General features: G+C 72.1%; 19 protein-coding genes and 1 pseudogene. 10 read left to right on the top strand and 10 right to left on the bottom strand.

All coding sequences use genetic code 11. The features are described from left to right. Positions 1–43 precede the first annotated feature (43 nt). From SACE_RS14050 to SACE_RS38690, 6 genes are all read left to right on the top strand, one after another. Positions 44–1603, top strand: a complete 1560-nt coding sequence (locus tag SACE_RS14050) for a carboxylesterase/lipase family protein (RefSeq protein ID WP_009946348.1) — start codon at positions 44–46, stop codon at positions 1601–1603. 45 nt (positions 1604–1648) lie between these two features. Continuing rightward, positions 1649–2404, top strand: coding sequence for a class I SAM-dependent methyltransferase (locus SACE_RS14055; RefSeq protein WP_011873870.1), 756 nt, complete (start codon positions 1649–1651; stop codon positions 2402–2404). Then, positions 2401–3495, top strand: coding sequence for a flavodoxin family protein (locus tag SACE_RS14060; protein WP_009946344.1), 1095 nt, complete (start codon positions 2401–2403; stop codon positions 3493–3495). Before SACE_RS14055 ends, SACE_RS14060 begins: the two co-directional genes overlap by 4 nt. 41 nt (positions 3496–3536) lie before the next feature. Next, on the top strand, positions 3537–6269 hold the full coding sequence (locus tag SACE_RS14065; protein ID WP_011873871.1) for an ATP-binding protein: 2733 nt from the start codon (positions 3537–3539) through the stop codon (positions 6267–6269). Between the two features lie 151 nt (positions 6270–6420). Beyond that, a complete protein-coding gene (locus tag SACE_RS14070; RefSeq protein WP_009946342.1) occupies positions 6421–7188 on the top strand; it encodes a VOC family protein in 768 nt (255 codons plus the stop codon). A gap of 115 nt (positions 7189–7303) precedes the next feature. Next, positions 7304–7669 (top strand): anthrone oxygenase family protein, encoded by a 366-nt coding sequence (locus tag SACE_RS38690; protein ID WP_231850003.1) that lies wholly within the window; start codon positions 7304–7306, stop codon positions 7667–7669. 236 nt (positions 7670–7905) lie between these two features. Here SACE_RS38690 and SACE_RS14080 read toward each other — a convergent pair whose 3' ends face one another. The 7 genes from SACE_RS14080 to SACE_RS14110 form a co-directional block, all read right to left on the bottom strand. Further along, the gene (locus tag SACE_RS14080; protein WP_009946339.1) at positions 7906–8268 is read right to left on the bottom strand and encodes a universal stress protein; all 363 of its coding nucleotides are present in this window, start codon (positions 8266–8268) and stop codon (positions 7906–7908) included. A 29-nt stretch (positions 8269–8297) separates the two neighbouring features. Then, positions 8298–9719: a sugar porter family MFS transporter gene (locus tag SACE_RS14085; RefSeq protein WP_009946337.1), complete on the bottom strand. Its 1422-nt coding sequence runs from the start codon at positions 9717–9719 to the stop codon at positions 8298–8300. An 84-nt stretch (positions 9720–9803) separates the two neighbouring features. Then, positions 9804–10661 carry a sugar phosphate isomerase/epimerase family protein gene (locus tag SACE_RS14090; protein WP_009946336.1) on the bottom strand — a complete coding sequence of 286 codons (858 nt, stop codon included), beginning with the start codon at positions 10659–10661 and terminating at the stop codon, positions 9804–9806. After that, entirely contained in the window at positions 10658–11059 is a 402-nt protein-coding gene (locus tag SACE_RS14095) for a VOC family protein (RefSeq protein ID WP_009946335.1), read from the bottom strand. The genes SACE_RS14090 and SACE_RS14095 overlap by 4 nt, the downstream gene beginning before the upstream one ends. Positions 11060–11104: 45 nt before the next feature. Further along, the gene (locus SACE_RS14100) at positions 11105–12103 is read right to left on the bottom strand and encodes a sugar phosphate isomerase/epimerase family protein (RefSeq protein ID WP_009946334.1); all 999 of its coding nucleotides are present in this window, start codon (positions 12101–12103) and stop codon (positions 11105–11107) included. 39 nt (positions 12104–12142) lie between these two features. Further along, positions 12143–13369: a Gfo/Idh/MocA family protein gene (locus SACE_RS14105; RefSeq protein WP_009946333.1), complete on the bottom strand. Its 1227-nt coding sequence runs from the start codon at positions 13367–13369 to the stop codon at positions 12143–12145. Positions 13370–13725: 356 nt separating this feature from the next. Beyond that, positions 13726–14850, bottom strand: a complete 1125-nt coding sequence (locus tag SACE_RS14110; protein ID WP_009946332.1) for a carboxylate-amine ligase — start codon at positions 14848–14850, stop codon at positions 13726–13728. Positions 14851–15147: 297 nt separating this feature from the next. Between SACE_RS14110 and SACE_RS39215 the strand changes: the two are divergent. From SACE_RS39215 to SACE_RS14120, 3 genes and pseudogenes are all read left to right on the top strand, one after another. After that, positions 15148–15513 (top strand): annotated as a pseudogene (locus tag SACE_RS39215) (MFS transporter); the annotation flags it as partial. A 492-nt stretch (positions 15514–16005) separates the two neighbouring features. Continuing rightward, positions 16006–16842, top strand: coding sequence for an ion transporter (locus SACE_RS14115; RefSeq protein WP_044547892.1), 837 nt, complete (start codon positions 16006–16008; stop codon positions 16840–16842). A 102-nt stretch (positions 16843–16944) separates the two neighbouring features. Next, entirely contained in the window at positions 16945–17208 is a 264-nt protein-coding gene (locus SACE_RS14120) for a GlsB/YeaQ/YmgE family stress response membrane protein (RefSeq protein WP_009946327.1), read from the top strand. Positions 17209–17308: 100 nt separating this feature from the next. Here the strand turns inward: SACE_RS14120 and SACE_RS14125 are convergent, their stop codons facing one another. The 3 genes from SACE_RS14125 to exaC form a co-directional block, all read right to left on the bottom strand. Then, positions 17309–18817, bottom strand: a complete 1509-nt coding sequence (locus SACE_RS14125) for an LCP family protein (protein ID WP_037304523.1) — start codon at positions 18815–18817, stop codon at positions 17309–17311. Positions 18818–19111: 294 nt separating this feature from the next. Further along, positions 19112–19501, bottom strand: a complete 390-nt coding sequence (locus SACE_RS14130) for a DUF779 domain-containing protein (protein WP_009946325.1) — start codon at positions 19499–19501, stop codon at positions 19112–19114. Further along, positions 19501–21024: an acetaldehyde dehydrogenase ExaC gene (exaC, locus tag SACE_RS14135; protein ID WP_011873877.1), complete on the bottom strand. Its 1524-nt coding sequence runs from the start codon at positions 21022–21024 to the stop codon at positions 19501–19503. Before exaC ends, SACE_RS14130 begins: the two co-directional genes overlap by 1 nt. A 254-nt stretch (positions 21025–21278) precedes the next feature. Between exaC and SACE_RS14140 the strand changes: the two genes are divergently transcribed. Next, positions 21279–22769, top strand: coding sequence for a GAF domain-containing protein (locus SACE_RS14140; RefSeq protein ID WP_011873878.1), 1491 nt, complete (start codon positions 21279–21281; stop codon positions 22767–22769). Positions 22770–22839 lie beyond the last annotated feature (70 nt).

Consider the following 22839-nt stretch of genomic DNA (forward strand, 5'->3'; position numbering starts at 1 on the left):
AAAGGGAAACACGATCAACGAGTCGAGTAGGCCGGGGGCCTCGATGCTGGAGCACGTTTCGTGGCGGCGGGTTTCGGTCGCCGCCGCGGCCGCCGCGGTGGTGGCGGTGACCTCGGCCGTGACCGGGTCCGCGTCGCCCCGCGCCGGCGCGGACCCGAGCGCGGTGACCATCGACAGTGGACAGATCGTCGGTGCCGTCACCGAGGACCACCGTTCGTTTCTGGGGATCCCCTACGCCGCACCGCCGGTCGGCGAGCTGCGCTGGCATGCTCCGGAACCGCCCGCACCGTGGACCGAGCCGCTGGACGCGCGGACCCTTCCCGACGCGTGCCCGCAGCCGGACGATCCCGCGCAGAACGAGGACTGCCTCAAACTCAACGTCACCACGCCGCTGCCCGCAGGCCGGGCCGCGCTGCCGGTGGTGGTGTGGTTCCACGGTGGTGCGTTCTTCCGCGGCGCGGGCGGCCAGTACGACCCGGCGCGGATGGCGGTCGCGGGCGATGTCGTGGTCGTCACGGTGAACTACCGGCTCGGCGCCCTCGGGTTCCTCGCCGACGACGCCCTGGGCACCACGGCAAACTTCGGTCTCCAGGACCAGATCGCGGCGCTGGAGTGGGTGCGGCGCAACGCCGCCGCGTTCGGCGGCGACCCCTCCAACGTCACCGCGATGGGCGGCTCGGCGGGCGGGCTGAGCATCTGCGCGCACCTGAGCAACGGCGTGGCGCCGGAGCTCTTCTCCCGGGCGATCATCCAGAGCGGTCCCTGCGCGGCCCCGTTCCGCACCCGGGAGCAGGCCGGCACCGAGAGCGCGGCGCTGCGCGCGGCGCTCGGCTGCGACGGCCCGGACGCGGCGGCGTGCCTGCGGAATGCCCCGGCCGACCGCGTCGTCCGGGCACAGACGGGTCTCACCTGGTCGCCCACCGTCGGTGACCGCGTCGTTCCCAGACAGCCCGCGGACGTTTTCGCCGAAGGCGGCATCGCCCCGGTCGACCTGCTCGTCGGCAGCAACCTCGACGAGGGGCGGTTCGCGGTCGGGATGAACCACGACGGCAAGGGCGAGCCGGTCACCGCCGAGCAGTACCCGCGACTCGTGCGCGAGCAGTACGGCGCCGTGGCCGACCGCGTCCTGCGACGCTATCCGCTGAGCGGGTTCGAGACGCCCAGCATCGCGCTCGCCACCGTCCAGACCGACTACACCTCGACCTTCCCGCCGTACTCGGTCTGCCCCACGTTGTGGACCGAGCAGCAGGCGAGCGGGAAGAACCCGGTGTACGCCTTCGAGTTCGCCGACCGCACCGCGCCGCCGCCCGAGGTGATCCCCGGTTTCCCCGCGGGCGCGCAGCACGCTTCCGAACTGCAGTACCTGTTCGGCTATTCGGGAGCCGGGGCCCCGCTGGACCCGACCCAGCGCGCGCTCGGCGACCTCATGATCGAGTACTGGACCTCGTTCGCGCGCACGGGCACTCCCCGCGCGGCCAACGGCCCCGAGTGGCCGAGGTTCCGGTCCGCCACCGACGTGCTCGCGTTCGGCGACGGCGGGGTCCGCACCGTCGACCTCGACCAGGAGCACCAGTGCGGGTTCTGGCGGGAAGTCGCCGGCTGAGCCGGGTCCCGCGGAGGCGAACGTCCGACACACGAGGAGGAAGCGGTGGATACAGGGGAGAAGCTCGCATCCGGTGCGGAGCCACCGGAGAGCAGACCGGTCGGGCCCGGCGTGCACGTCCGGGTCCTGGGCGCGGAGGCGCCGGTGCCCGCCGACGACTACGGTTCGACGCTGCTGGCCGACTTCACCGACGTCTACCGCCGGGGAGCCGACGGCTGGAGTCGTGAGCAGGCGATGCGCGAGACCCTCCGGTTCGTCGTCGAGGCCCTGGGCGGCGAGGTCGCCGGCCGGACGGTGCTCGACGTCGGATGCGGTGTGGGAGTCGACGTCGAGCGCATGGCCGAGATGGGTGCGCGGCCCACGGGGCTGGACCTGGTCCGGTCGGCGGAATGGGATCGGATCACCGCCGAGAACCCGGCGGCCGGTTTCGTGCAGGGCGATCTGGTGGAGCTGTTCCACCGCGGGGCGCTCGCGGTGGGCACCTTCGACGCGGTGCTCGACAACGGCTGCATGCACCACCAGCACCCGGACCGCGTCGGGCTGTTCTTCGACGCGGTGCGCGGTGTCCTGCACGCCGACGGCGTCCTGGTCACCTCGGTGTTCGGCGCGGCGAAGGACAAGCGCGGCGCGCTCATGCGCAACGAGGCCCGCCGCCTGTTCCGCGACTTCACCCGCGACGAACTGGTCGAGCTGGGCCAGGCGCACGGGTTCGTGGCGGAGTCGGTGCACGAGGTGCCCCGCGACGACGGGCTCGCCTACTACGTGGGCGTCCTGCGGCCGCAGCGGAAAGGGGCGGCATGACCCGGCTGCTGCTCGTCTACCACAGCCGCACGGGCACCCACCGGCGGCTGGCGGAGTGGGCGGCGCGCAGCGCCGAGCGGCGGGGCGCCGAGGTCAGGGTGCGCCAGGTGCCCGCGCTGCCGGGGGATGCCGTCGGTGACGCCGGCATCCCCGTGGCCGAGCTCGACGATCTGCGGTGGGCGCAGGCGGTGATCTTCGGCAGCCCCACGCACTTCGGCAGCCCGACGGCGACCTTCAAGCGGTTCCTGGACTCGACCTCGCCGCTGTGGCTCAACAACGAGCTGCGCCGGCTGGTGGTGGGCGCGATGTCGAGCTCCCGCAGCAGGCGCGGCGGCCGGGACAGCACGGTGCTGACCATCCAGCGCAGCGTGCTGCACTGGGGCGCCACGGTCGTCACGGGTTTCCGGTCGCCGTCCAACGAGCTGAGTCCGTACGGGGTTTCGGTGAGCCTGCAGGCAGCGGCTCCCGAGCCCGCCGTGGTCGGCGCCGTAGACGCGTTCGTGGAGTCGGTGATCTCGGTGGCGGCCGACCTCAACGGCGTCCGCCGGGTGCGGTGTCCGACGATCGCGCTGGTCGCCGACGCGGTCGACGCCGACCTCGCCGGCCTCGCCGACGTGGTGGCCGCGGCGGTGGCCGCCGACGGCGCGTCGGTGGTCCGGCTCGGCACCGAGGCCGCGTGCGACCCGGACCGGCTCACCGGCATCGACGCCGTCGCGGTCGGCGCCACGGTGCGGGTGGGGCTGCCCGACGTGCGGGTGGTCGCGATGCTGCAGGAGTGGGGCGGCAGCGGTAAGAAAGGCCCGCTCGCCGGGATGCCCGCGACCGGCTTCGTGCTGACCACGGCCGAGGAGGACGGTGCCGAGGCGGGCGTCCTGGCGCTCTACACCTCGCTCATGCACGCGGGTGCGGTCATCGTGCCCTCCGGGCGGCCGGACGAGCCGGTGCTCGGCGGCGCGGGCAACCCGTACGGCACCAGCCTGGCAGGCGGAGCGAGCACGGCGAGCTGGGCGGCCGCGCACACCGAGGCCGCCGACCACATGCGCAGGCTCGTGCGGGTGGCGGGCAGGCTGGGCCGCTCCGAGGCGGTGTGACGGGGCGGACGGTCGTTTCCCCGTCGGAGGAGGGAATGGCGATGTTCTTCCCAGGTGCGGAGCCGTCGGCGGCGGTGAGCGCGGTCCTCGACGAGGTCCGCCGGGGCGGCCGGGCGAGCCTGCTGCTGGAGGGCGTGCGCGGAGCGGGCAAGACCACCCTGCTGGAGGCCGCCGCGGAGCGGGCGCGCGGGCTCGGTCTCGACGTCGTCCGGCTGCCGGTGCCGACCGAGGAGCGCGACGCCGGTCGCCGGGGGCGGCGCGGCACGGATGTCGAGGCGTTCGACCCTCCGGCCGGGAAGCCCCTGCGGGACGGGCGGCTGGTCGTGCTGGCCGACGACCTGCACCGCATGGACACCGCGGCCCTGCACTGCCTGAGCCACCTGTTGACCAGGCACGACCACGGATCGGTCGCGGTCGTGGCCACCGCCGCGCACGGCGACTACGGACGCGACCCCAGCGCTTTCAACGATGCCGTGGCGCGGTTCCGGCGTCGTGCGGAGCTGCGCCCGCTGACCCGGGCGGCGGTGGCCGAGACCGCCACGCGCGTGCTCGGGCAGCGGTGCCGGCGCGGCTTCGCCGAGGAATGCCTGCGCCACACCGGAGGAAACCCGCTGTACCTGCGATTGCTGTTGGAGGAGCTGAGGATTCGCGGTGTCGCGCCGGTGGACGGCTCGGTCGGTGACCTCACGAGCGCGGCGGTGCCTGCGATCGCTGACGTGCTTCCGGTACGCGGGCCGGGATTCGAACCCGAGGCCGTGGCCGTGGTCAACGCCGTGGCGTTGCTGCAACCGAACGCCGCGGTGGACCTGGTGGCCCAGTTGGTCCGGCTCGACGACCTGTGGGTCGCCGACACCCTCGACCGGCTCCTGCGGCAGCGGTTCCTGACCCGCCGCGGCGCGGGCTACGAACTGGACCCGCCGGTCGTGCGCGCGGCGGTGCTGGCGCGGATGTCCGCGGATGCGCGGGACGAAGGCCACACGCGCGCAGCCGAGCTGCTGTACGCGCAAGGTGCCGACGCCGAGGTCGTCGCCGCCCACCTGCTCAGGATCCAGCGGCGGGGGATGGCCTGCTGGGCGTGCCGCGTGCTGCGCGAGTGCGCGGTCAACGCCATCGCGCGCGGTGACGGGGAGGAGGCCGACCGGTACCTGCAGCACGCCCTCGAGCAGTGCACCGGGCAGTGCCGCGCCGACATCCTGCGCGAGCTGGGGAAGCTGGCGCTCGGTGCGCGACCCGACGCGGCGCCGGGATACCTGTCCGAGGCGTTGTGGCACTGCGCGTCACCGCGTGAGCGAGCCGAGATCCGCGGCGCGCTGGCCAACTCGCTGTACCTGTCCGGCGATGTCGGCGCGGCCACACGCGTGCTGCAGGACGGAGTCGCCGAGGCCGAACCGTCCGATGTGCACGGCGCTGCCGCGCTGCGCGAGGAACTCCGGCTGTTCACGACTCTCGCAGGGCGGGCTGAAAGTGTTGCGCCGGCATCGGGCGACAACTCCGCCGTGGCAGGTGAACCGGGGCCGGGTGGCTCGTCGGCGGGGCGCGGCGCGCTGGTGAACGCGGCGCTGCACCGGTACTGGCGCGGGCACGACCGCGGCGAGTCGGCACGTCTCGCCGAGCGCGCGATCGAGCACGGGCCGCAGGACCACGTCGCGACGCTCGCGGTGCCGTTGTTGCTGCTGGCACGCGCGGGTGAGAACGACGCCGCGCTGCGGGCGTGCCGGCGGACGGTGGACGAGGCGCGTGCGCGCGGCGCGGTGCTCGTGGAGGCGTCGGCGCTGGCGGTACGCGCCGAGATCGCCTACCGCGCCGGGGAACTCGATGAATGCCGGCAAGACGCCGTAGCCGCGCTCACCACTCTGCTGGCCCGCCACCCGGCGGGGCACCCGCCCGAGCTCGGGGTCGCGCTGGATGCCTTGACGGGCGCGCTGCTGGAAGCCGGAGAAGGCGCCGAGGCCCAGCGCTGGCTGGACCGCGCGGGCATGAACGGCCGGATTCCCGATCGGATGGCCTTCCACGGCCTGCTGGCCCAGCGCGGCAGGCTGCGCATCGAACTCGGGGACCGCGAGGCCGGAATGGCGGACCTGCGGGAATGCGGCCGGCGCATGCGGTCCGGTCCGCACAACCCGACGGCGGCGCGGTGGCGGTCGGAGCTCGCACTGGCCGTTGCCCGAGCCGGCGGGCACGCCGAGGCCGTGGAGCTGGCCGAAACCGAGCTGGAGCAGGCGAGGAAGTGGGGCGCGCCGGAGGAGATCGGCCGCGCGCTGCGGGCTTCGGCGGCGGTGGTCTCCGGGGCCGAGCGGGAGGCGAGGCTGGCCGAGGCGGTGGAGGTGCTCGCCGCGTCGAGCGCCCGGGTCGCCTGGGCCCACGCGCTGTGCGACCTCGGTGTGGTGTTGCGGGAACTGGGCCGCTGGAAGGAGTCCCGCTCCCGGCTGCGCGCCGCGCTGGCGCTGGCGGAGCGCTGCGGCGCGGCGGTGCTGGCCGGCCGGGCGACGCGGGAGCTGGTCACCTCGGGCGCACGGCTGCGCCGCGTCACCGAGATCGGCGTCGAAGCGCTCACCGCCGCGGAGATCCGCGTGGCCGTGATGGCGGCCGAAGGCCGGAGCAACCGCCAGATCGCCGAGGAGCTCTACGTGTCCCGGCGCACGGTGGAGACCCACCTCAGCCGCGTGTACCAGAAACTCGACATACCCGGCCGATTCGCCCTGGACAGCGCGGTCCTGGCGGGTCTGGTGCAAGAGGACGCGGCAGAAGGCCCGGCAGCGCTGGGGACGGGTTGACCTCGGCGCCGCGACCGACTGGTGTCGAACACCGGTTTGGTCCGGCCGCGGCTCGCGGCCCGGATCGTTACTCCGCCGGGTGGCGATCGACGTGCCGCTGTCGGACCCCGCGGTTACCGTCGCGCCTGGACGACCAAGAGCTGGGGGAGCGATGACCGAGCTGACCACTGCCCAACCCGCGGGTACACCGACCTGGATCGACCTCGGTATTCCGGACCTCGACCGCGCGATGACCTTCTACGGCGCGCTGTTCGGCTGGGAGTTCGACGTGGGGCCGGAGGAGACGGGTCGCTACACCATGTGCCTGCTGCGAGGGTTGCCGGTGGCGGCGATGATGCCGAACCCGGACCCGGGCGCCACAAACTTCTGGTGGAACGTCTACTTCGCCACCGACGACTGCGACGCCACCGCCGCCAGGGCCGAGAGCGCGGGCGGCTCGCTGCCGGCCTCCCCGATGGACGTGATGCAGTACGGGCGGATGGCGATCGTCAAGGATCCGTCCGGTGCGCAGTTCGGGCTGTGGCAGGCGGGGACGCACATCGGCAGCCGGATCGTCAACGAGCCGAACGCGCTGCTGCGCAACGACCTCGTCACCGCCGAGCCCGACATCGCGCGCGAGTTCTACGCAACGGTGTTCGGCTACTCGGTGGTCCGCAACCCCGACCTGCCCGACCTCGACTTCACTTTCCTGCAACGGCCCGACGGTCACGAGATCGGCGGTGTCCTCGGTGATGCCGGCGCCGAGACCTCCCGCTGGGACACCCTGTTCCAGGTCGACGACGCCGACGCGGCCGCACGGCTCGCCGTCGAGGCAGGCGGGCGCGCGAGCGAGCCCACGGACATGATCTACGGGCGGCTCGTCGACATCACCGACCCGTTCGGCACGCGGTTCCAGGTGGGCTCGCCGAAGAAGAGCTGAGCCCGGCCCGGTTCGGCAGCGCCGCCCGCGCGGGTCGCGCTGCCGGCGGCCGGAATCCGGTGCACGCGCCTCGGCGGTCCGGCACGAGGAGCGGTGCGGACCACGGGTCGCCGCCGTGCGGGCGGAGCGCCCCGCCGCACTGCGACGACGTCATGGAGGCACCGAGTCGGAGTGGTTGGCGCCGGTGGCGCTGATCGCCGCCACGATCACGACCGGGCTCATCGCCGGGTTGTTCTACGCATTCGCGTGTTCGGTGATGCCCGCGCTGCGCGGCACGGACGCCCGGACGTTCATCGACGTCATGCAGCGCGTCAACAGGGCCATCCTCAACGGGTGGTTCGCCGCCGCATTCGCCGGTGCGTTCCTGCTGACCGCGCAGGCCGCGGTGCTGCACATCGGCGAAGGCCCGATAGCGTCCTGGCCGCGCTGCTGCTGCACGGCGCGATGCTGGCGATCACCTTCGTGGTCAACGTGCCGCTGAACAACCAGCTCGACGCCGTCGGTGACCCGTCTGTGCGCGCCGCCCCGAGGCGGTGCGCAGCCGCTTCGAGCGGCGGTGGGTGCGCTGGAACGTGGTGCGCGCGGTGACGTCGACGGCCGCGCTCGGCTGCCTGGCCACCGTGCTCGCCGTCGTGTCCTGACCACCTGACGGCGCTGGCAGCCGAACCGCCCGGCGCTGTCGGGGGCAGCGCCGGGCGGTTCGGCACCACCGGTCGGCTACTCGGCTTCGGAGGGCTTGATCGCGAGCACCGGAACCGGCGAGTCGAGCAGCAGGCGTTGGCTGATGCTTCCCAGCAGTGCCTTGCCCACCGGTGAGCGGCGTCGGATCCCGATGACGAGCCGGTCGACGGACCGGGTCCGGATCTCGTCGAGGACCGCATCGGCCGGGTCGCGGTCGGGCAGCCCCTCGCGGTCGAGGACCGTGACGCTCAGACCCGGCGGGAACTCCGGTGCCGCGAGGTCGGTCAGCGCGAGGTTGACCACGACCAGTTCGGTGTCGAGGCGTTGTGCCTCGGCGACCGCGGCGTCGAGGGCCGCGCGGCCTTCCACGCTGTCGGGAACCGCAACCATGATCGTCATATCTGTGACCTCCGTGTGGGGCGGGTTGGTCAGGAGTGCTGGAGCCGGATCTCGTCCTCGAACTCCTCGAGGGTCTTGCCGCGGGTTTCCGGCACCATGGTGGCGACGAAGACGATGCCGAGCACCCCGATGACGGCGAAGACGAAGAACGTCGGGGCGATGCCCACGGCGGCCATGGCCGGCGGGAAGCCGAAGGTGACGCCCGCGTTGGCCATCCACAGCACGAACACGCTCAGTCCCATGGCGAAGCTGCGGATCTTGAGCGGGAACATCTCGGAGAGCATCAGCCACACCAGCGGCCCGAGGGTGCCCTGCATCGAGAACACGAAGGCCACCACGAAGACCAGGATGATGTAGGGCTTGGCCGGCATGCTGTCGGGCAGGAACATCGCCGAGGCCCCGACCAGGACGTGGAACACGGAGATCAGCGTGAACCCGCCGATCAGCATGGTGCGCCGGTTGATCTTGTTGATCAGCATGATGCCCACGGTGACGCCCAGGACGCTGAACAGGCCGTTGGCGGTGTTGGCGATGATCGCGCCGTTGCTGGAGAAACCGGAGTCCTTCAGCAGCTGGGTCCCGTAGTACATGATCGAGTTGATTCCGGTCAGCTGCTGGAAGATGCCCAGCACCGCGCCGATGACGACCAGCCTGCGGATCCACGGCACCGCCAGGTCGGACCAGCCGCCGGTCTGCGCCTGCCGCTCCTCCCGCACCAGCGCGTGCACCTCGGCCATCTCGGCCTCCGCGCGCTCGGGGGAACGCACCTGCTTGAGCACCGCCAGCGCCTCGCCGTCGCGGTCCTGGGAGGACAGCCACCGCGGGCTCTCCGGCATTCGAAGCATCCCGATCAGCAGCGCGATCGCGGGCAGGACCGCGACCACGAGCATGTAGCGCCACACCGACTCGTGCTGGCCCCACACGTTCATGATGACCGCGTTGACGACGAAGGCCGCGAACTGCCCCGTCACGATCATGACCTCGTTGCGCGTGACCAGGCTGCCGCGCTTCTCGGTCGGTGCCACTTCGGCGAGGTAGACCGGAACGGTGGCCGACGCACCGCCGACGGCGAGCCCCAGGACGAACCGGAACAGCGCCAGCACGGGCCAGACCGGCGCCAGCGCGCATCCGATCGTCCCGACGATGAAGATCACGGCGAGCATGAGGATGTTGTGCTTGCGGCCGTAGCGGTCGGCGAGCTTCCCGCCGACCGCGGCGCCCAGCGCGGCCCCGAAGATCAGGATGCTCACCACGAAGCCCTCGGTGACCGCCGTGAGCCCCAGGTCGGACTTCATCGGGTCCACCGCGCCGTTGATGACGCCGGTGTCGTAGCCGAACAGCAACCCGCCGAACGTGGCGACGAACGCAACCAAGCCCAGGCGCCTGGAATGCGGACCGGGGTGGTCGACTGGTAGCGGTGTGTGCGGGTGTGTGGTCGGGTTGCTGCTCATCAGCACAAACCTCCGTCATTGGGGGTGTTGTGGGGTTGTTCGTCGAGGGCGGTGGCGGGCGCCGCCGCGGCGCCCGCCGTGGACTCACCAGTACTTCCGCAGGTATTCGTCGATCTTGTCGCGCATGTTCGCAGTGGACTCGCGGGCGCGGTCCTCCCAGGCGAAGACGCAGGAGACGAGGATCCCGTCGAAGCCGTTGTCCTTGAGGCTGACGAAGAACTCGTCCCAGTCGACCTCCCCCTGCCCGATGTCGAGGTGCTGGTGGACGCGGGCGGGCGAGCCTGGCGGGTTGACGATGTAGCGCAGCCCGGAGGACGCGGTGTGGTTGAAGGTGTCGGCCAGGTGGACGTGGGTGAGCAGGTCGCCGGCGTGCCGGATGATGCCCGGCGCGTCGTCGCCCATGTGGAAGGTGTGCGGTGTGCAGTACAGGAACTGCACGTTGGGGGAGTTGATGCCGCGCACCATGTCGACGGCGGCGTGGCCGTCCTCGATGAAGTCGTCCGGGTGGGGTTCGAGCTTGAGCGTGATGCCCTCGCGCTCGAAGATCGGCAGCAGCTCCTCCATCGACCTCCAGAACTGGCCCTCGCTGCGCCCGGGCGCCTCCGGACGGCCGTTGAACTCCGAGACCATGACGTCGACGCCGAGGTCGGCGGTGATCTGGACGGCCCGCTTCCAGTAGCGCACCGCGGCCTGCCGGTCGTCCTCGTCCGGTCCGGACCAGCGGTACAGCGGCAGCACCGAGGCGATGCCCACGCCTGCGGCGTCGAGCTCCGCGCGGAACCGGCGCACGGTGGCGTCGTCGATGCGGGGGTGGTTGAAGAAGGGCAGGACGTCGTTGCGCGGGGACAGCTCGATCCACTCGAATCCGAGCTCGGCCACCAGCCGTGGCAGCTCGAGCAGCGGGGTGAACCGGAACATGTGCGGGTCGAGCGCGATCTTCACGGGATCTTCTCCTGTCCGGAGGCGGTGTTCGGCTGGGGGCCGCGTGCCGGCGCCGGCTCGTGCAGCTCGATGTGGTTGCCCGAAGGGTCCTGCAGGAACGCCTGGCGCGCACTCCCGACCGCGACCGCCTCGCTGACGTCGGTCCCGCGGTCGATCAGCCGCCGCCGCGCGGCGTCGAGGTCGTCGACCCGCACCGCGAAGTGCTGCCCGACGGCCGGTGGCGGCGTGCCCTCGATCAGGTGGACTTGGTGTGCGCCGAGGTCCAGCCACGCCCCGCGCACGCCGGAGTCCGGCCGGTCGGTTCGCGGCCGCATGCGAAGCGCGCCGGTGTAGAACTCGAGCGCGTCGTCGAGGTCCCGCACCGTCAGCGAGACGTGGTGTATTTCCAGCAGGTTCATCGGTTGCACCGTCCACAGTGGTGTGTGCTGGCGCCGGCAGGCGACTCAGAGGTCCGCGGCGGCCTCGCGCAGGTTCTTGGCCGCCAGGGCCAGCCCTTCGGTCTGGGAGTAGGCGGCGTCCTCGTGCTCGATGTTGACCGCCATGTCCGGGTCGATCTCGGCGAGCGCGCCGAGGAACTGGGTCCAGTAGGCGGTGTCGTGCCCGATGCCGACGGCGACGAACTTCCAGGCGGGGTCGGTGGGCCAGGAGTTGCACCAGAAGCCGATCCCGGTGGGCGTCTTGCCCGGCGTCTCGGCGGGCACCCGCTCGAAGGAGGTGTCGAGCACGCCCCGGACGTCCACGCCCTTGCACAGGGTCGCGTCCTTGGCCGCGGCGTGGAACACCAGCGGTCCGAGGCGCCGGATGCAGGCGACGACGTCCATGCCCTGCCACATCAGGTGCGAGGGGTCCATCTCGGCGCCGAGGTTGGTCGCGCCGGTCAGCTCCACCAGCTTCTCCAGCGTGACGGGGGAGAACACGAGGTTGTGCGGATGCATCTCGATCGCGACCCGCACGTCGTTGGCGCGGGCCAGGGCGTCGGTCTCGGTCCAGAACTCCGCCGCGACATCCCACTGGTAGTCCAGGACGTCCATGTAGACGCCGTCCCACGGGTTGACGACCCAGGACGGGTACTTCGCGTCGGGGTCGGAGCCGGGAGTGCCGGACATGGTCACGACGTTGCGGACCCCGAGCAGACCGGCGAGCTCGATGGTGCGGCGCACGTCGGAGGCGTGCTTGGGGCCCACGCCGGGCAGCGGGTTGAGCGGGTTGCCGTTGCAGTTCAGGCCGGTGAGCTCCATGCCCCGCGAGGCGAACGTCTCCAGGTAGTCGGCCCGCGCCTGCTCCGAGGAGAGCAGGAGGTCCACCGGGCAGTGCGGGGCGGGGATGAACCCGCCGGTGTTGACCTCGACCGAGGTCAGCCCGTTTGCCTTGAGGAAGTCGAGGGCGTCCTCCAGCGGCCGGTCGTGCAGGCAGGCGGTGTAGGCGCCGAGCTTGAGTGGCATCGTCGGCGGAATCCTTTGCTGTCGCGGGAAAAAGGGGCTTCAGGCCACGTCGACGGACGCGCCGCCCGCCTGGGCGGAGGCGACGACGGCCTGGATCACGTTCATGGTGTGCAGGGCGTCGGCGAAGGACGCGCACTCCGGCTGCGGGTCGGGGGTGCCCGCGATCTGGTCGAGGAACGCGCGGCACTGGTAGACGAACATCTCGGCGTTGCCGCCGCCGTTGCCCGGCGCCTGCATCGGGTAGCCGCCCGCGAAGTACGGCAGATGTGGCCCGGCTATGACCTGGCGGGCGCCGCGGGTGCGGGCCTCGGGCTGGGTGTCGTCGAACAGGTACTCGGCGGGCCGGTGCCAGTCGAAGGACGCGCGGCCGGAGAGCCCGTAGGCGTCGAAGGCCAGCCCGTTGGGCATGCCGAAAGCCGTGCGGGACACCGAGAACGAGCCGGTGAGCCCGGACTCGAACCGCGCGGTGAACACGGCGGTGTCCTCGTTCTCGACCTCGCCCACCTCGTCGCTGACCGGGGCGGTGCCGTGTCCGACGACCGCGCCCAGCGGCAGCGGGCGCTTGGGGATCTGGGTCGACAGCGCCGCGCCCGCGACCGACCTGATCGGCCCGCAGACGTACTCGCCCGCGTCGATGATGTGGGCGCCGACGTCCCCGAGGGCTCCGCTGCCGGGGCCGCCCTTGAAACGCCAGCTCAGCGGGCCCTGCGGGTCGCAGGCGTAGTCGGCCCAGTAGCGACCGTTGAACAGCGCCATGTCGCCCAGCTCGCCGTTGCGGACGTGGTCGCGGATCGCGGCGATGGCCGGGGACCGCCGGAAGGTGTAGCCGACCGCGGTCACCACCTCGGCCGTCCGCTCGGCGGCCACCATGGCCTCGGCGTCGGCCGTCGAGCCCGCCAGCGGCTTCTCGCACAGCACGTGCTTGCCCGCGCGGATCAGCGCCTCGGCGATCGGCCGGTGCAGCGCGTTGCCGACGACGATGCTCACCGCGTCGATGGACGGGTCGTCGGCGATCTCCTCCCAGCTGGAGACCGCCTTCTCGTAGCCGTAGCGGCGCGCGGCGTCCTCGGCCAGCTCGGTGTTGGCGTCGGCGATCGCGGCCAGCCGGATCGGCGGCAGTCCCGCACCGAAGACGGTGTTGACCTGCCGGTAGCCCGCCGCGTGGCTGCGCCCGGCCATACCCGCGCCGATGACCGCGACGGACAGTGGCTGCTTCGACATTGCTGCGATGTCCTTCTGCTCGGTGGCCCGGCGCGTCGTGATCACCGGGAAGACCTTGTGGGGAGTGTGCGGACGCCCGCGCCGGGCCTGCTCGTGGCATGAGCGGCGGGCGGCGGTGCGTTCCGATCAGTTACCGGAACGTTCCGGTGACCTGTGATGGGAGACACTAGGCAGCTATGGTCCGTATGTCAAGACATAGCTGCGACGGCAGCGCCGCCGCAGCCTCCACGGCTCCAAAAGGGCAGGTCAACGTGGCGGGGAAGGCTGCAGAGACCACGATCGTCCGTGGCGGGGGCGGACATACGTCAGTCGGAGATCCCGGAGAGAGAAGGCGGCTGAGGTTCCGCCAGGCGACCTACTGCGCAAGCCACATCTGAAACACGTCCTGGGCGGGTCGTGCACTACGCGGACGGGCTGATCGAACGTCCCGGCAATGCCGCGTTCTCGTCGGGGACCGTCTCCACGAGCACGTGCTCCACCACTTCGCCGATGTCGCGGTGCCGCCGGAACACCTCGCGCTGGCGGCGTGCCGCGCTGCCGTTCTCGCGCAGCTTCGCCAGCAACGCGCGCACCGCGTCGAGATCCCCGTACCGCTCCAGCACCGGGCGCACGTGCTCGACGAGGTCGTCGACCAGGTGCCACGACGGGACGAGCCTGCCGGTGCCGACGTCCAGCGAGAAGCCCTCCAGGCCGTGGTGCGCCGAGCACCAGCAGGCAGCCCGCAGGACGGCGTCGTCCACCGGTCGCACGGGCCCCGGGCGGTCCGACAGAGCCACGCCGACCAGGCCGCGCACGAGCCCCGCCAGCAGCACCGCCTCGTCCACGGTCGCCGCGGCGTCGGCCACCCGGACTTCCAGCGTCGGCACGCGATGGGAGGGCCTCGCGTACCAGTAGAGCATTCCCGAGTCCAGCACCGCGCCGGACGCGAGCAGGCAGTCCACGACGTAGTGGTAGTGCCGGGCGGAGGTGAGCACCGGCGGCGGTCCCGCGGCCGGCCACCGCGACCACAGCGTCGTCCGCCAGCTCGCGTAACCGGTGTCGCCGCCCCGGAAGAACGGCGAGTTCGTGGTGAGCAGCAGCAGCGCGGGCAGCCACGGGCGCAGGTGGTTGCCGGCGACCAGCGCGGTCTCGAGGTCGAGAGCGCCGACGTGCACGTGGCAGCCGCACACGCCCTGGTCCTCGATGATCGAGCCGTAGGTCTCGTACATCCGCCGGTACCGGGGGCTGTCGGTCACCGGCGGCGGCCCGGCCGAACCGATCGGCGGGACGCCGACGGAGGCCAGCCGGTAGCCCTGCTCGGCCGCGTCCGCGGCCAGCGCCCGGCGCAGCCCGCTCAGGTCGTGGTGCAGTTCCTCCAGGGTCCGGCACACCGCGGTGGCGGACTCGATCTGCGCGGGTGCCAGCTCGCGGTGCACCTCGCCCCGGTCGGTTTCGGCCCGGAACCTGTCCGCGGCGGCCGCCGGCTCGAGCGTGCCGGGATCGAGGAGCAGGAACTCCTCCTCGACGCCGAGGGTCAGATCCAGCACAGCGCGCTCCCCGTGGGACTCGCGATCGACGTAGCCCCCAGCGGTTCCGCGGGGAGTGCTCGACGGATACCCGCGCGCATCACGAGCCAAACGAGCCGGAGCGCCGGCGGGGTGTGCGGTTTTCCGGTTCCGCGCGCCGAACGGTGATCTCTCGTGACCGCGCGACGAGCCGTGAAGCCCCGGTGTCCTTCCAGGACACCTCAAGCGCGGGTTGAGGGTGACGGGCCGCCCGGTGCTGGTCCGCGGTCCGTGTCGGCGAGAAGTTTCCGGGGCGATTTCAACGAAACACTGGAATCCATGGATGTTGGGGAGAACCGGCCGCGGGCTGCTGCGCTGTCGGAGGACCGGAATTCCGGGCGGCGCTGGTGGACGCTGGCGGTCGTGAGCACGGCACAGCTCCTGGTCGTGCTCGACGGGACGATCGTGAACATCGCGCTGCCGTCGGCGCAGCAGGCGCTGGGCATGTCCGACGGGCACCGGCAATGGGCGATCACCGCGTACGCACTGGGATTCGGCGGGCTGCTGCTGATCGGCGGCAGGGTCAGCGGCGCGCTCGGTCATCGGCGCGCGTTCCTGATCGGACTGATCGGGTTCGCCGCCGCGTCGGCGCTCGGCGGCGCGGCGGCGCACGAGTCGGCGCTGTTCGGGGCGCGGGCCCTGCAAGGGGTGTTCGCCGAACATCGGCGACTTGCCGGCCCTGTGGACCGGCGGGCGGTGGGTGTCGACCGTGCACCGGGTGGTCAACCCGGGAATGCGGAGACACCTCCTCGCGCCTCTCGATCCCCTTCTTCTTCCAGCCCAACCACGACGCCGTGGTGGAGCCGCTGTCACCGCAGGAGGCCACCGGCGGGCGGCCGGACGCCGTCGTGGCAGGCCGGTGGACGGCGGACAAGACGCGCAAGCTGTTCGCCGCGGCGTCGTCGTAGCGCGGCCGGTGCGACGGCCGCCCGGCCCGCGGCGGCGGGCGGCCATCGCGCTCCCCGGCAGGTATGGCCTGGCCGGGCGGTACCCGTCTCGCGCGCGACTGGAGTTTCGCCGATGGGACGGGCGCCGGGCTGGGGCGCCGCGTGCGCATGATCACCAGCCACCGGGTGGCGCTCACTCGATAAGTTGATCACCGGCTACGAGTCCGGACCGGTGCAGTGGGAGTTTCGAGTGATCAGCCGTGAGCGTGTGCGAACGATCGTCGACGCGTCCGCGTTCCAGCAGGTGGTCATCGGGGTCATCCTGGTCAACGCGGTCGCGCTCGGGGCCGAGACGTCTCCGGCGCTGGTCGAGCGCTACGGGGACGCGCTGCACGTCGTGGACCGCGCCGCTCTGGGCGTCTTCGTCGCCGAACTGGCCGCCCGGCTCTACGCGCGCGGCGCGCGGTTCTTCCGCGACCCCTGGAACTGCTTCGACGCCACGATCGTGGGCATCGCGCTGCTGCCGACCACCGGAGCGTTCGGCGTGCTGCGCGCGCTGCGGATCGTGCGCGCCCTGCGGCTGATCTCGGCCATCCCGAGCATGCGGCGCGTGGTCTCCGCGCTGCTGAGGGCCCTGCCGGGGATGGCCTCCATCGCCGCCCTGCTCGCGCTGATCCTCTACGTCGCGGCGGTGATCGCCACCAAGCTGTTCAGCGCCGTCGCCCCCGAGTACTTCGGCGACCTCGGCGGCTCGCTGTTCACCCTGTTCCAGGTCATGACCGGCGAGGCGTGGTCGGAGGTGGCCCGCGCGGTGATGGCCGAGCAGCCGCTGGCGTGGATCTTCTTCGTCGGCTACATCGCCGTCACGACGTTCACCGTGCTGAACCTGTTCATCGCCGTGGCCGTGTCCGCGATGGAGGCGCAGGTCGGCGAGGAGCACCGCAAGCACCACGGCGAGGACCGGTCGGCGCACGCGACGCTGCTGGCCGAGATCCGCGAACTGCGGGCGGAGGTCGCCGCGCTGCGCGAGTCCGGAGCGCGGCCCGGCGAGGGAGCCGTGAGACCGACATCACCCGGCCGAGGGTGAGATCGACCCGCCGTTCACCCGTCTGGAATGCTCCGGCCGGGGGCCCGGGGCCGGTCGCGGTCGGCCCGCGGACGCGTGGTCGAGCGAAACGAGGAGGAACCGATGGGAATCGTCAGCTGGATCGTGCTGGGACTGATCGCGGGAGCCATCGCGAAGCTGCTCATGCCGGGCAAGGACCCGGGCGGCTGCATCATCACCATCCTGCTCGGCATCGCGGGCGCGTTCGTGGGCGGCTGGGTCGGCAAGACCCTCTTCCACGTCCAGCTCGGCAAGTTCTTCGACGCCCGCACCTGGGGTCTGGCGATCCTCGGCTCGCTGATCCTGCTCATCGGCTACCGGCTGCTCTTCGGCGCCCGGCGCGACTGAAAGCCGGGGAACCTCTGCGTCAGCGCGTGTCCCAGGTCCGCGGAGCGGTCCTCGTGGCCGCTCAGGGCCAGGTCAGGCGGCTGACACCGCTGTCCCAGGTCTAGTTGACGCAGGGGATCTCGTCGGCGTTGATCGGCTCCTCGCTCGCCGTCGCGGTCGGTTGCCGTTCGCCGTCCAGGCGGACCAGCGGTGCGGGCGCGAGGCCGTCGGCGCCGGGTCCTCGGTAGTCGTCGCCGAGCAGCACGCGGATTCGCCGTTCGCGCAACGAGGAGTCGGACCGGACGGGCAGGCCGCCCAGGTGTCCGGCGACGTAGCGGGCCACATCGGCACCGCCCGCTCCGTGGAGCACGACCGAGGTGCGCGCACGCCCGGTGTCGTCGACGTCGCGGACCGGGATGTCCGCGGCGTCCAGCACCTCCTGCACGCGTGAGGCCAGGCCGCTGACGCGGGTGGTGTTGACGACTTCCACCGCGCTGCGTTCCAGCTCAGGCGGGCGAGGCGGTTCGGCGGGCAACCCGTCGTCGGCGCGCCGGATGGCCGCGCTCACCCGGCGCGGGTCGACCCGCACGGCTTGGCCGTCGGGCGTGTCGTAGTCGGGGTCCTCGACCGGGATGGTGTCGAAGGTGATGTCGCCGCCCGCCAGGCCCTGCATCTGCTCGGCGAAGGCGAGCACGTCCCAGCCCTGGTCGAGCACGACGGACTGCTCGACGGCGTCGAACATGCCGTTGAGCCTGGCGGGGTTGGCCAGCGTCCCGGTCGACAGCACCGAGCGGGCCAGCCCGGCCATGAACGCCTGCTGGCGCTGGACGCGGTCGAGGTCGCCGCGGGGCAGGCCGTGCCGCTGCCGGACGAAGGCCAGCGCGTCCCCGCCGGAGATGAGCTGGCGCCCGGCGGGGAAGCGCGCGCCGGAGTACGGGTCGTTCACGGGCGCGTTCAGGCACACCTCCACGCCGCCGATCGCGCGGGTGAGCTGGTAGAAGCCGAGCAGGTTCACCTCGGCGTAGTGGTCGACGCCGACCCCGGTCAGCTTCTCCACCGTGCGCACCAGCAACTTGCGGCCGGCGTCTGACGACCGGCGTTCCAGCTCCGCCGGGTCCGCGACGCCCTGCGCGCGGAGCTGGGCGTGCGCAGCCGCCTTGGCGCGGCCGTAAGCGGAGTTGATCTTGTGCTTGCCGTGGCCGTCGGGAATCGAGACGTAGGAGTCGCGCGGCAGCGAGTAGGCCACCGTCCGCGACCGGTCGACCGGGATGTGCAGCAGGACGAGCGTGTCGGTGAGGCTGGAATCGGTCTCGCCGGTGCGCAGCTCGCGCAGCAGCTCCTCCGGCAGCGGATTGCCGCGGGCGTCGGTGCGGCCGTCCAGCCCGACCAGCAGGATGTCCAGCGCCCCGTCCTCGGCGGCCGCGGTCACGTCGCTTGTCGACAGGCCGCCCTGCAGGCGGTCGAGGCTCACCCACGCGTAGCCGGTGAGCACGAGCACGATGCCCGAGGCCAGCGCCGTCGCCGTCCGGGCCAGTGCGCGCCACCGGCGGCGACGCGGTGAGCCGTCGGTGGAGGCGCGTGAACCCGGCCGGGTGGAACGCGCCGACCTGCCGGGACGGCGTCGCCGCATCACGCGCTGGTGCGGTGCGGGGACGTCACCACCGGCCGCGGGACTTCCTCGGGTCACCTCGGCGAGTATTCCGCGCAACCAGCGGCGGGGCCGGGCGTCGGCCCCGCCGCGCCGGAGAACAACCCGTCCAGGCGAGGCGTTCCGCGCTGTCCGTCGCCGATCAGCGCGGCGGTAATCCGTTCGGGTCGTGCCGAGGTTTCACGAACGCGTTCGGCCGGTGACGGACATCCCGGACGGTGACGTGCTGCTGGAGGAACTGCCGGCCCCGCGGGCACTCGGACCGGCTCGTGCTCCTCAGCGGTTCGTCGTCGCCTGGTCCAGCGCCTCGCACTCCTCGTCGGTGAGCAGGCGGGAGCGGATGAGGAAGCGGACGCCGTCGGGGGCTTCGAGGGAGAAGCCGCTGCCCCGACCCGCCACGAGGTCGATGGTGAGGTGGGTGTGCTTCCAGTACTCGAACTGCGACCGCGACATCCACACCGGGACCGATTCGCCGTCCACGTCCAGGTCGCCGAGGTGGACGTCGGCGTCCCCGGTCAGGAACTCCCCGGCCGGGTAGCACATGGGTGCGCTGCCGTCGCAGCACCCGCCGGACTGGTGGAACATCACCGGGCCGTGCCTGCCGCGCAGGCGGCGGATCTGCTCCGCCGCCTCCGCGGTGACCGACACCCTGCCGGGCAGGTCCATCAGAAGAACCCCATCGCGTTCTCGGAGTAGCTGACCAGCATGTTCTTGGTCTGCTGGTAGTGGTCGAGCATCATCTTGTGGGTCTCGCGGCCGATGCCGGACTGCTTGTAGCCGCCGAAGGCGGCGTGGGCGGGGTAGGCGTGGTAGTTGTTGACCCACACCCGGCCCGCCTGGATGTCGCGTCCGGCCCGGTAGGCGGTGCCGGCGTTGCGCGACCACACGCCGGCGCCCAGACCGTAGAGGGTGTCGTTGGCGGTGTTCATCGCGTCGGCGTAGTCGTCGAACTTCGCGACCGAGACGACGGGGCCGAAGATCTCTTCCTGGAAGATGCGCTGCTTGTTGTGGCCCTGGAAGATGGTGGGCGCGACGTAGTAGCCGCCCGCCAGGTCGCCTTCCAGCTCGACGCGGTGGCCGCCGGTGAGGACTTCGGCGCCTTCCTGCCTGCCGATGTCGATGTAGGACAGGATCTTCTCGAGCTGGTCGTTGCTGGCCTGGGCGCCGATCTGGGTGTCGGTGTCCAGCGGGTTGCCCTGCTTGATCCGCTCGGTGCGCGCGACGGCGTCGGACAGGAAGCCCTCGTAGATGCCGGACTGGATCAGCGCCCGCGACGGGCAGGTGCAGACCTCGCCCTGGTTGAGGGCGAACATGGTGAAGCCTTCCAGTGCCTTGTCGTAGAAGGCGTCCTGCTGGGCGGCGACGTCGTCGAAGAAGATGTTCGGGCTCTTGCCGCCGAGCTCGACGGTGACCGGGATGATGTTCTGGCTGGCGTACTGCAGGATCAGCCTGCCGGTGGTGGTCTCGCCGGTGAAGGCGACCTTGCGCACCCGCGGGCTGGAGGCCAGCGGTTTGCCGGCCTCCACGCCGAAGCCGTTGACCACGTTGAGCACGCCGGCGGGCAGCAGGTCGGCGATCAGGTCGAGTAGCACGTGGATCGAGGCCGGGGTCTGCTCGGCGGGCTTGAGGACCACGGCGTTGCCCGCGGCCAGCGCGGGCGCGAGCTTCCAGGTGGCCATCAGCAGCGGGAAGTTCCACGGGATGATCTGGGCGACCACGCCCAGCGGCTCGTGGAAGTGGTAGGCGACGGTGTCCTCGTCGATCTGGGAGATCGAGCCCTCCTGGGCGCGCAGCGCCCCGGCGAAGTAGCGGAAGTGGTCGATGGCCAGCGGCAGGTCGGCGGCCAGCGTCTCGCGCACCGGCTTGCCGTTCTCCCAGCTCTCGGCGACCGCGAGCTTTTCGAGGTTGTGCTCCATCCGGTCGGCGATCCGCAGCAGGACTCCTGCCCGCTCGGCCGCCGGGGTGCGGCCCCACGCCGGCGCGGCGCCCTCGGCGGCGTCCAGCGCGCGTTCGACGTCGTCTGCGGTGCCGCGGGCGATCTCGGTGAACGTCTTGCCGGTGACCGGGGTGGGGTTCTCGAAGTACTCGCCCCCGGCCGGGGCCACGTACTCGCCACCGATGAAGTGGTCGTAGCGCGAGCGGTACTCCACGACCGAACCCGCCGTACCCGGAGCTTCGTACAGAGCCATCGTCGCCTCCCGTGCGAACCGCGGTGACCCGGACCCTCGTTGGTCCGGTGACGGCGGAAGCTAGGGGACCCGACGTTGCATCGACGTTGCGCGGGTGCGCCACGGGAGGTTGCGCAGGCGGCCCGCGGGAGGGTTGACACGCTCGGAGCAGTGCGGGTTGCCCGTTGCCCGCGTCACCCACCAAGATGACCCGACCGGCGCCGGATCCGTCGCCGCCTCGGATGCAACCTGGAACAGGTCTTGTGCCGCTGCCCATGAACGACAGCTACGACGCCCCGGCAGACCCGGTCGAGCGGGCCCACCTGCTCGAGCGGGTGCACGCCGCGGTGCTCGCCGGAGACCGGGCACCGCACCAGCCGCGTCCCGTCGTCGTCGAGTCGTGGCGACGATCGCTGCGGGCGCGGATCGACCCCGACGGCTGGGAGCCGCCGGTGTCGTTCGACTCCGACCAGCTCGGCGACGTCCGCGACGCACATCCGCTGGCGGCGTGGATACCGCTGCTGCGCCGGACGCTGCTGGAGGCGGCGGACGGCTCGACCCACATCATGATCGTCACCGACGCCGACGGGAACATCCTGTGGCGGCAGGGAGATCCGCGGGTCTGCCGCGACGCCGACCGCGTGCGGCTGGCCGAGGGCACGCGCTGGGCGGAGAGCGCGATCGGCACCAACGCCATGGGCACGACGCTGGCCACCGGCGCGCCCGTGCAGATCCACTCCGCCGAGCACCTCGTGCGCACGTACCACTCGTGGACGTGCGCGGCGTGCCCGGTGCGCGACCCGGAGACCGGCCGGCTGCTCGGGTCCATCGACCTGAGCGGACCGCTGCACACCATGCATCCGGCGTTGCTCGCCCTGGTCGTCACCAGCGCCCGGCTGGTGGAAAGCGAGCTGCGGTCGCGGATGAACGCCCGCGACGACGTCTTCCTGGAGCGCAACGCCCACCACCTCGCCCGGCTGCGCGGTGCGGGAGCGCTGCTCGGTCCCAGCGGGCGGATCGTCGCGACCGCACCGGGTTCGCCGCTCGTGCCGGGCCGGCGCATCGCGATCGACGCCGCAGGCGGTGACGTCGTGCTCGACGGTGGCGAGGCGGCCGAAGTAGAGCCGCTGCCGGAGGGTTACCTGCTGCGCGTGCGGCAGGGCGGGGCGCGGGTTCCGCGCCGGCCGCGGTTGTCGCTGACGCTGCTCGGCGACGCGACCCCAACGGCCACAGTGGACGGTTCGGCGCACGATCTGAGCCTGCGCCACGCCGAGATCCTGGCCCTGCTCGCCCTGCGCCCCGGCGGGCTCACCGCCGAACGGCTCGCGCTCCTGCTGCACGGCGAACAGGGGAACCCGACGACGGTCCGGGTCGAGATCCACCGCATCCGCGCGATCCTGGGCCACGACGTGGTGAAGACCCGGCCCTACCGCATCGACGCGGAGCTGGACACCGATGTGGATCTCGCCCGGCGGGCACTTCGGCGCGGGGACGTGCGCACGGCACTGGACTGCCACGCCGGACCGCTGCTGCCGCGTTCGGAGTCGCCGGCTATCCGCGACGAGCGCGAGGAACTGCTTGCCGCGTTGCGGACGGCGCTGCTCGGTGCGGGCGATCCCGAGCACCTCTGGCGGTTCGCCGAGAGCGAGACCGGGCGCGACGATCTGGAAATGCTGGAGAAGCTGCACGACCTGCTGCCGCGCGACAGCCCGCGGCGCACGACGGTGCGAGCCCGCCTGCGCCGGTTGCTGGAAGACGAGGTGTAGTCGAGCCGCTGCGCCCGCCCCGTGCCCGGTCACGGCGGTGCGGCCACCGCTTCGCCCGCGGTGGCCGCAC

The organism is Saccharopolyspora erythraea NRRL 2338, from assembly GCF_000062885.1.
Classification (GTDB): domain Bacteria; phylum Actinomycetota; class Actinomycetes; order Mycobacteriales; family Pseudonocardiaceae; genus Saccharopolyspora_D; species Saccharopolyspora_D erythraea.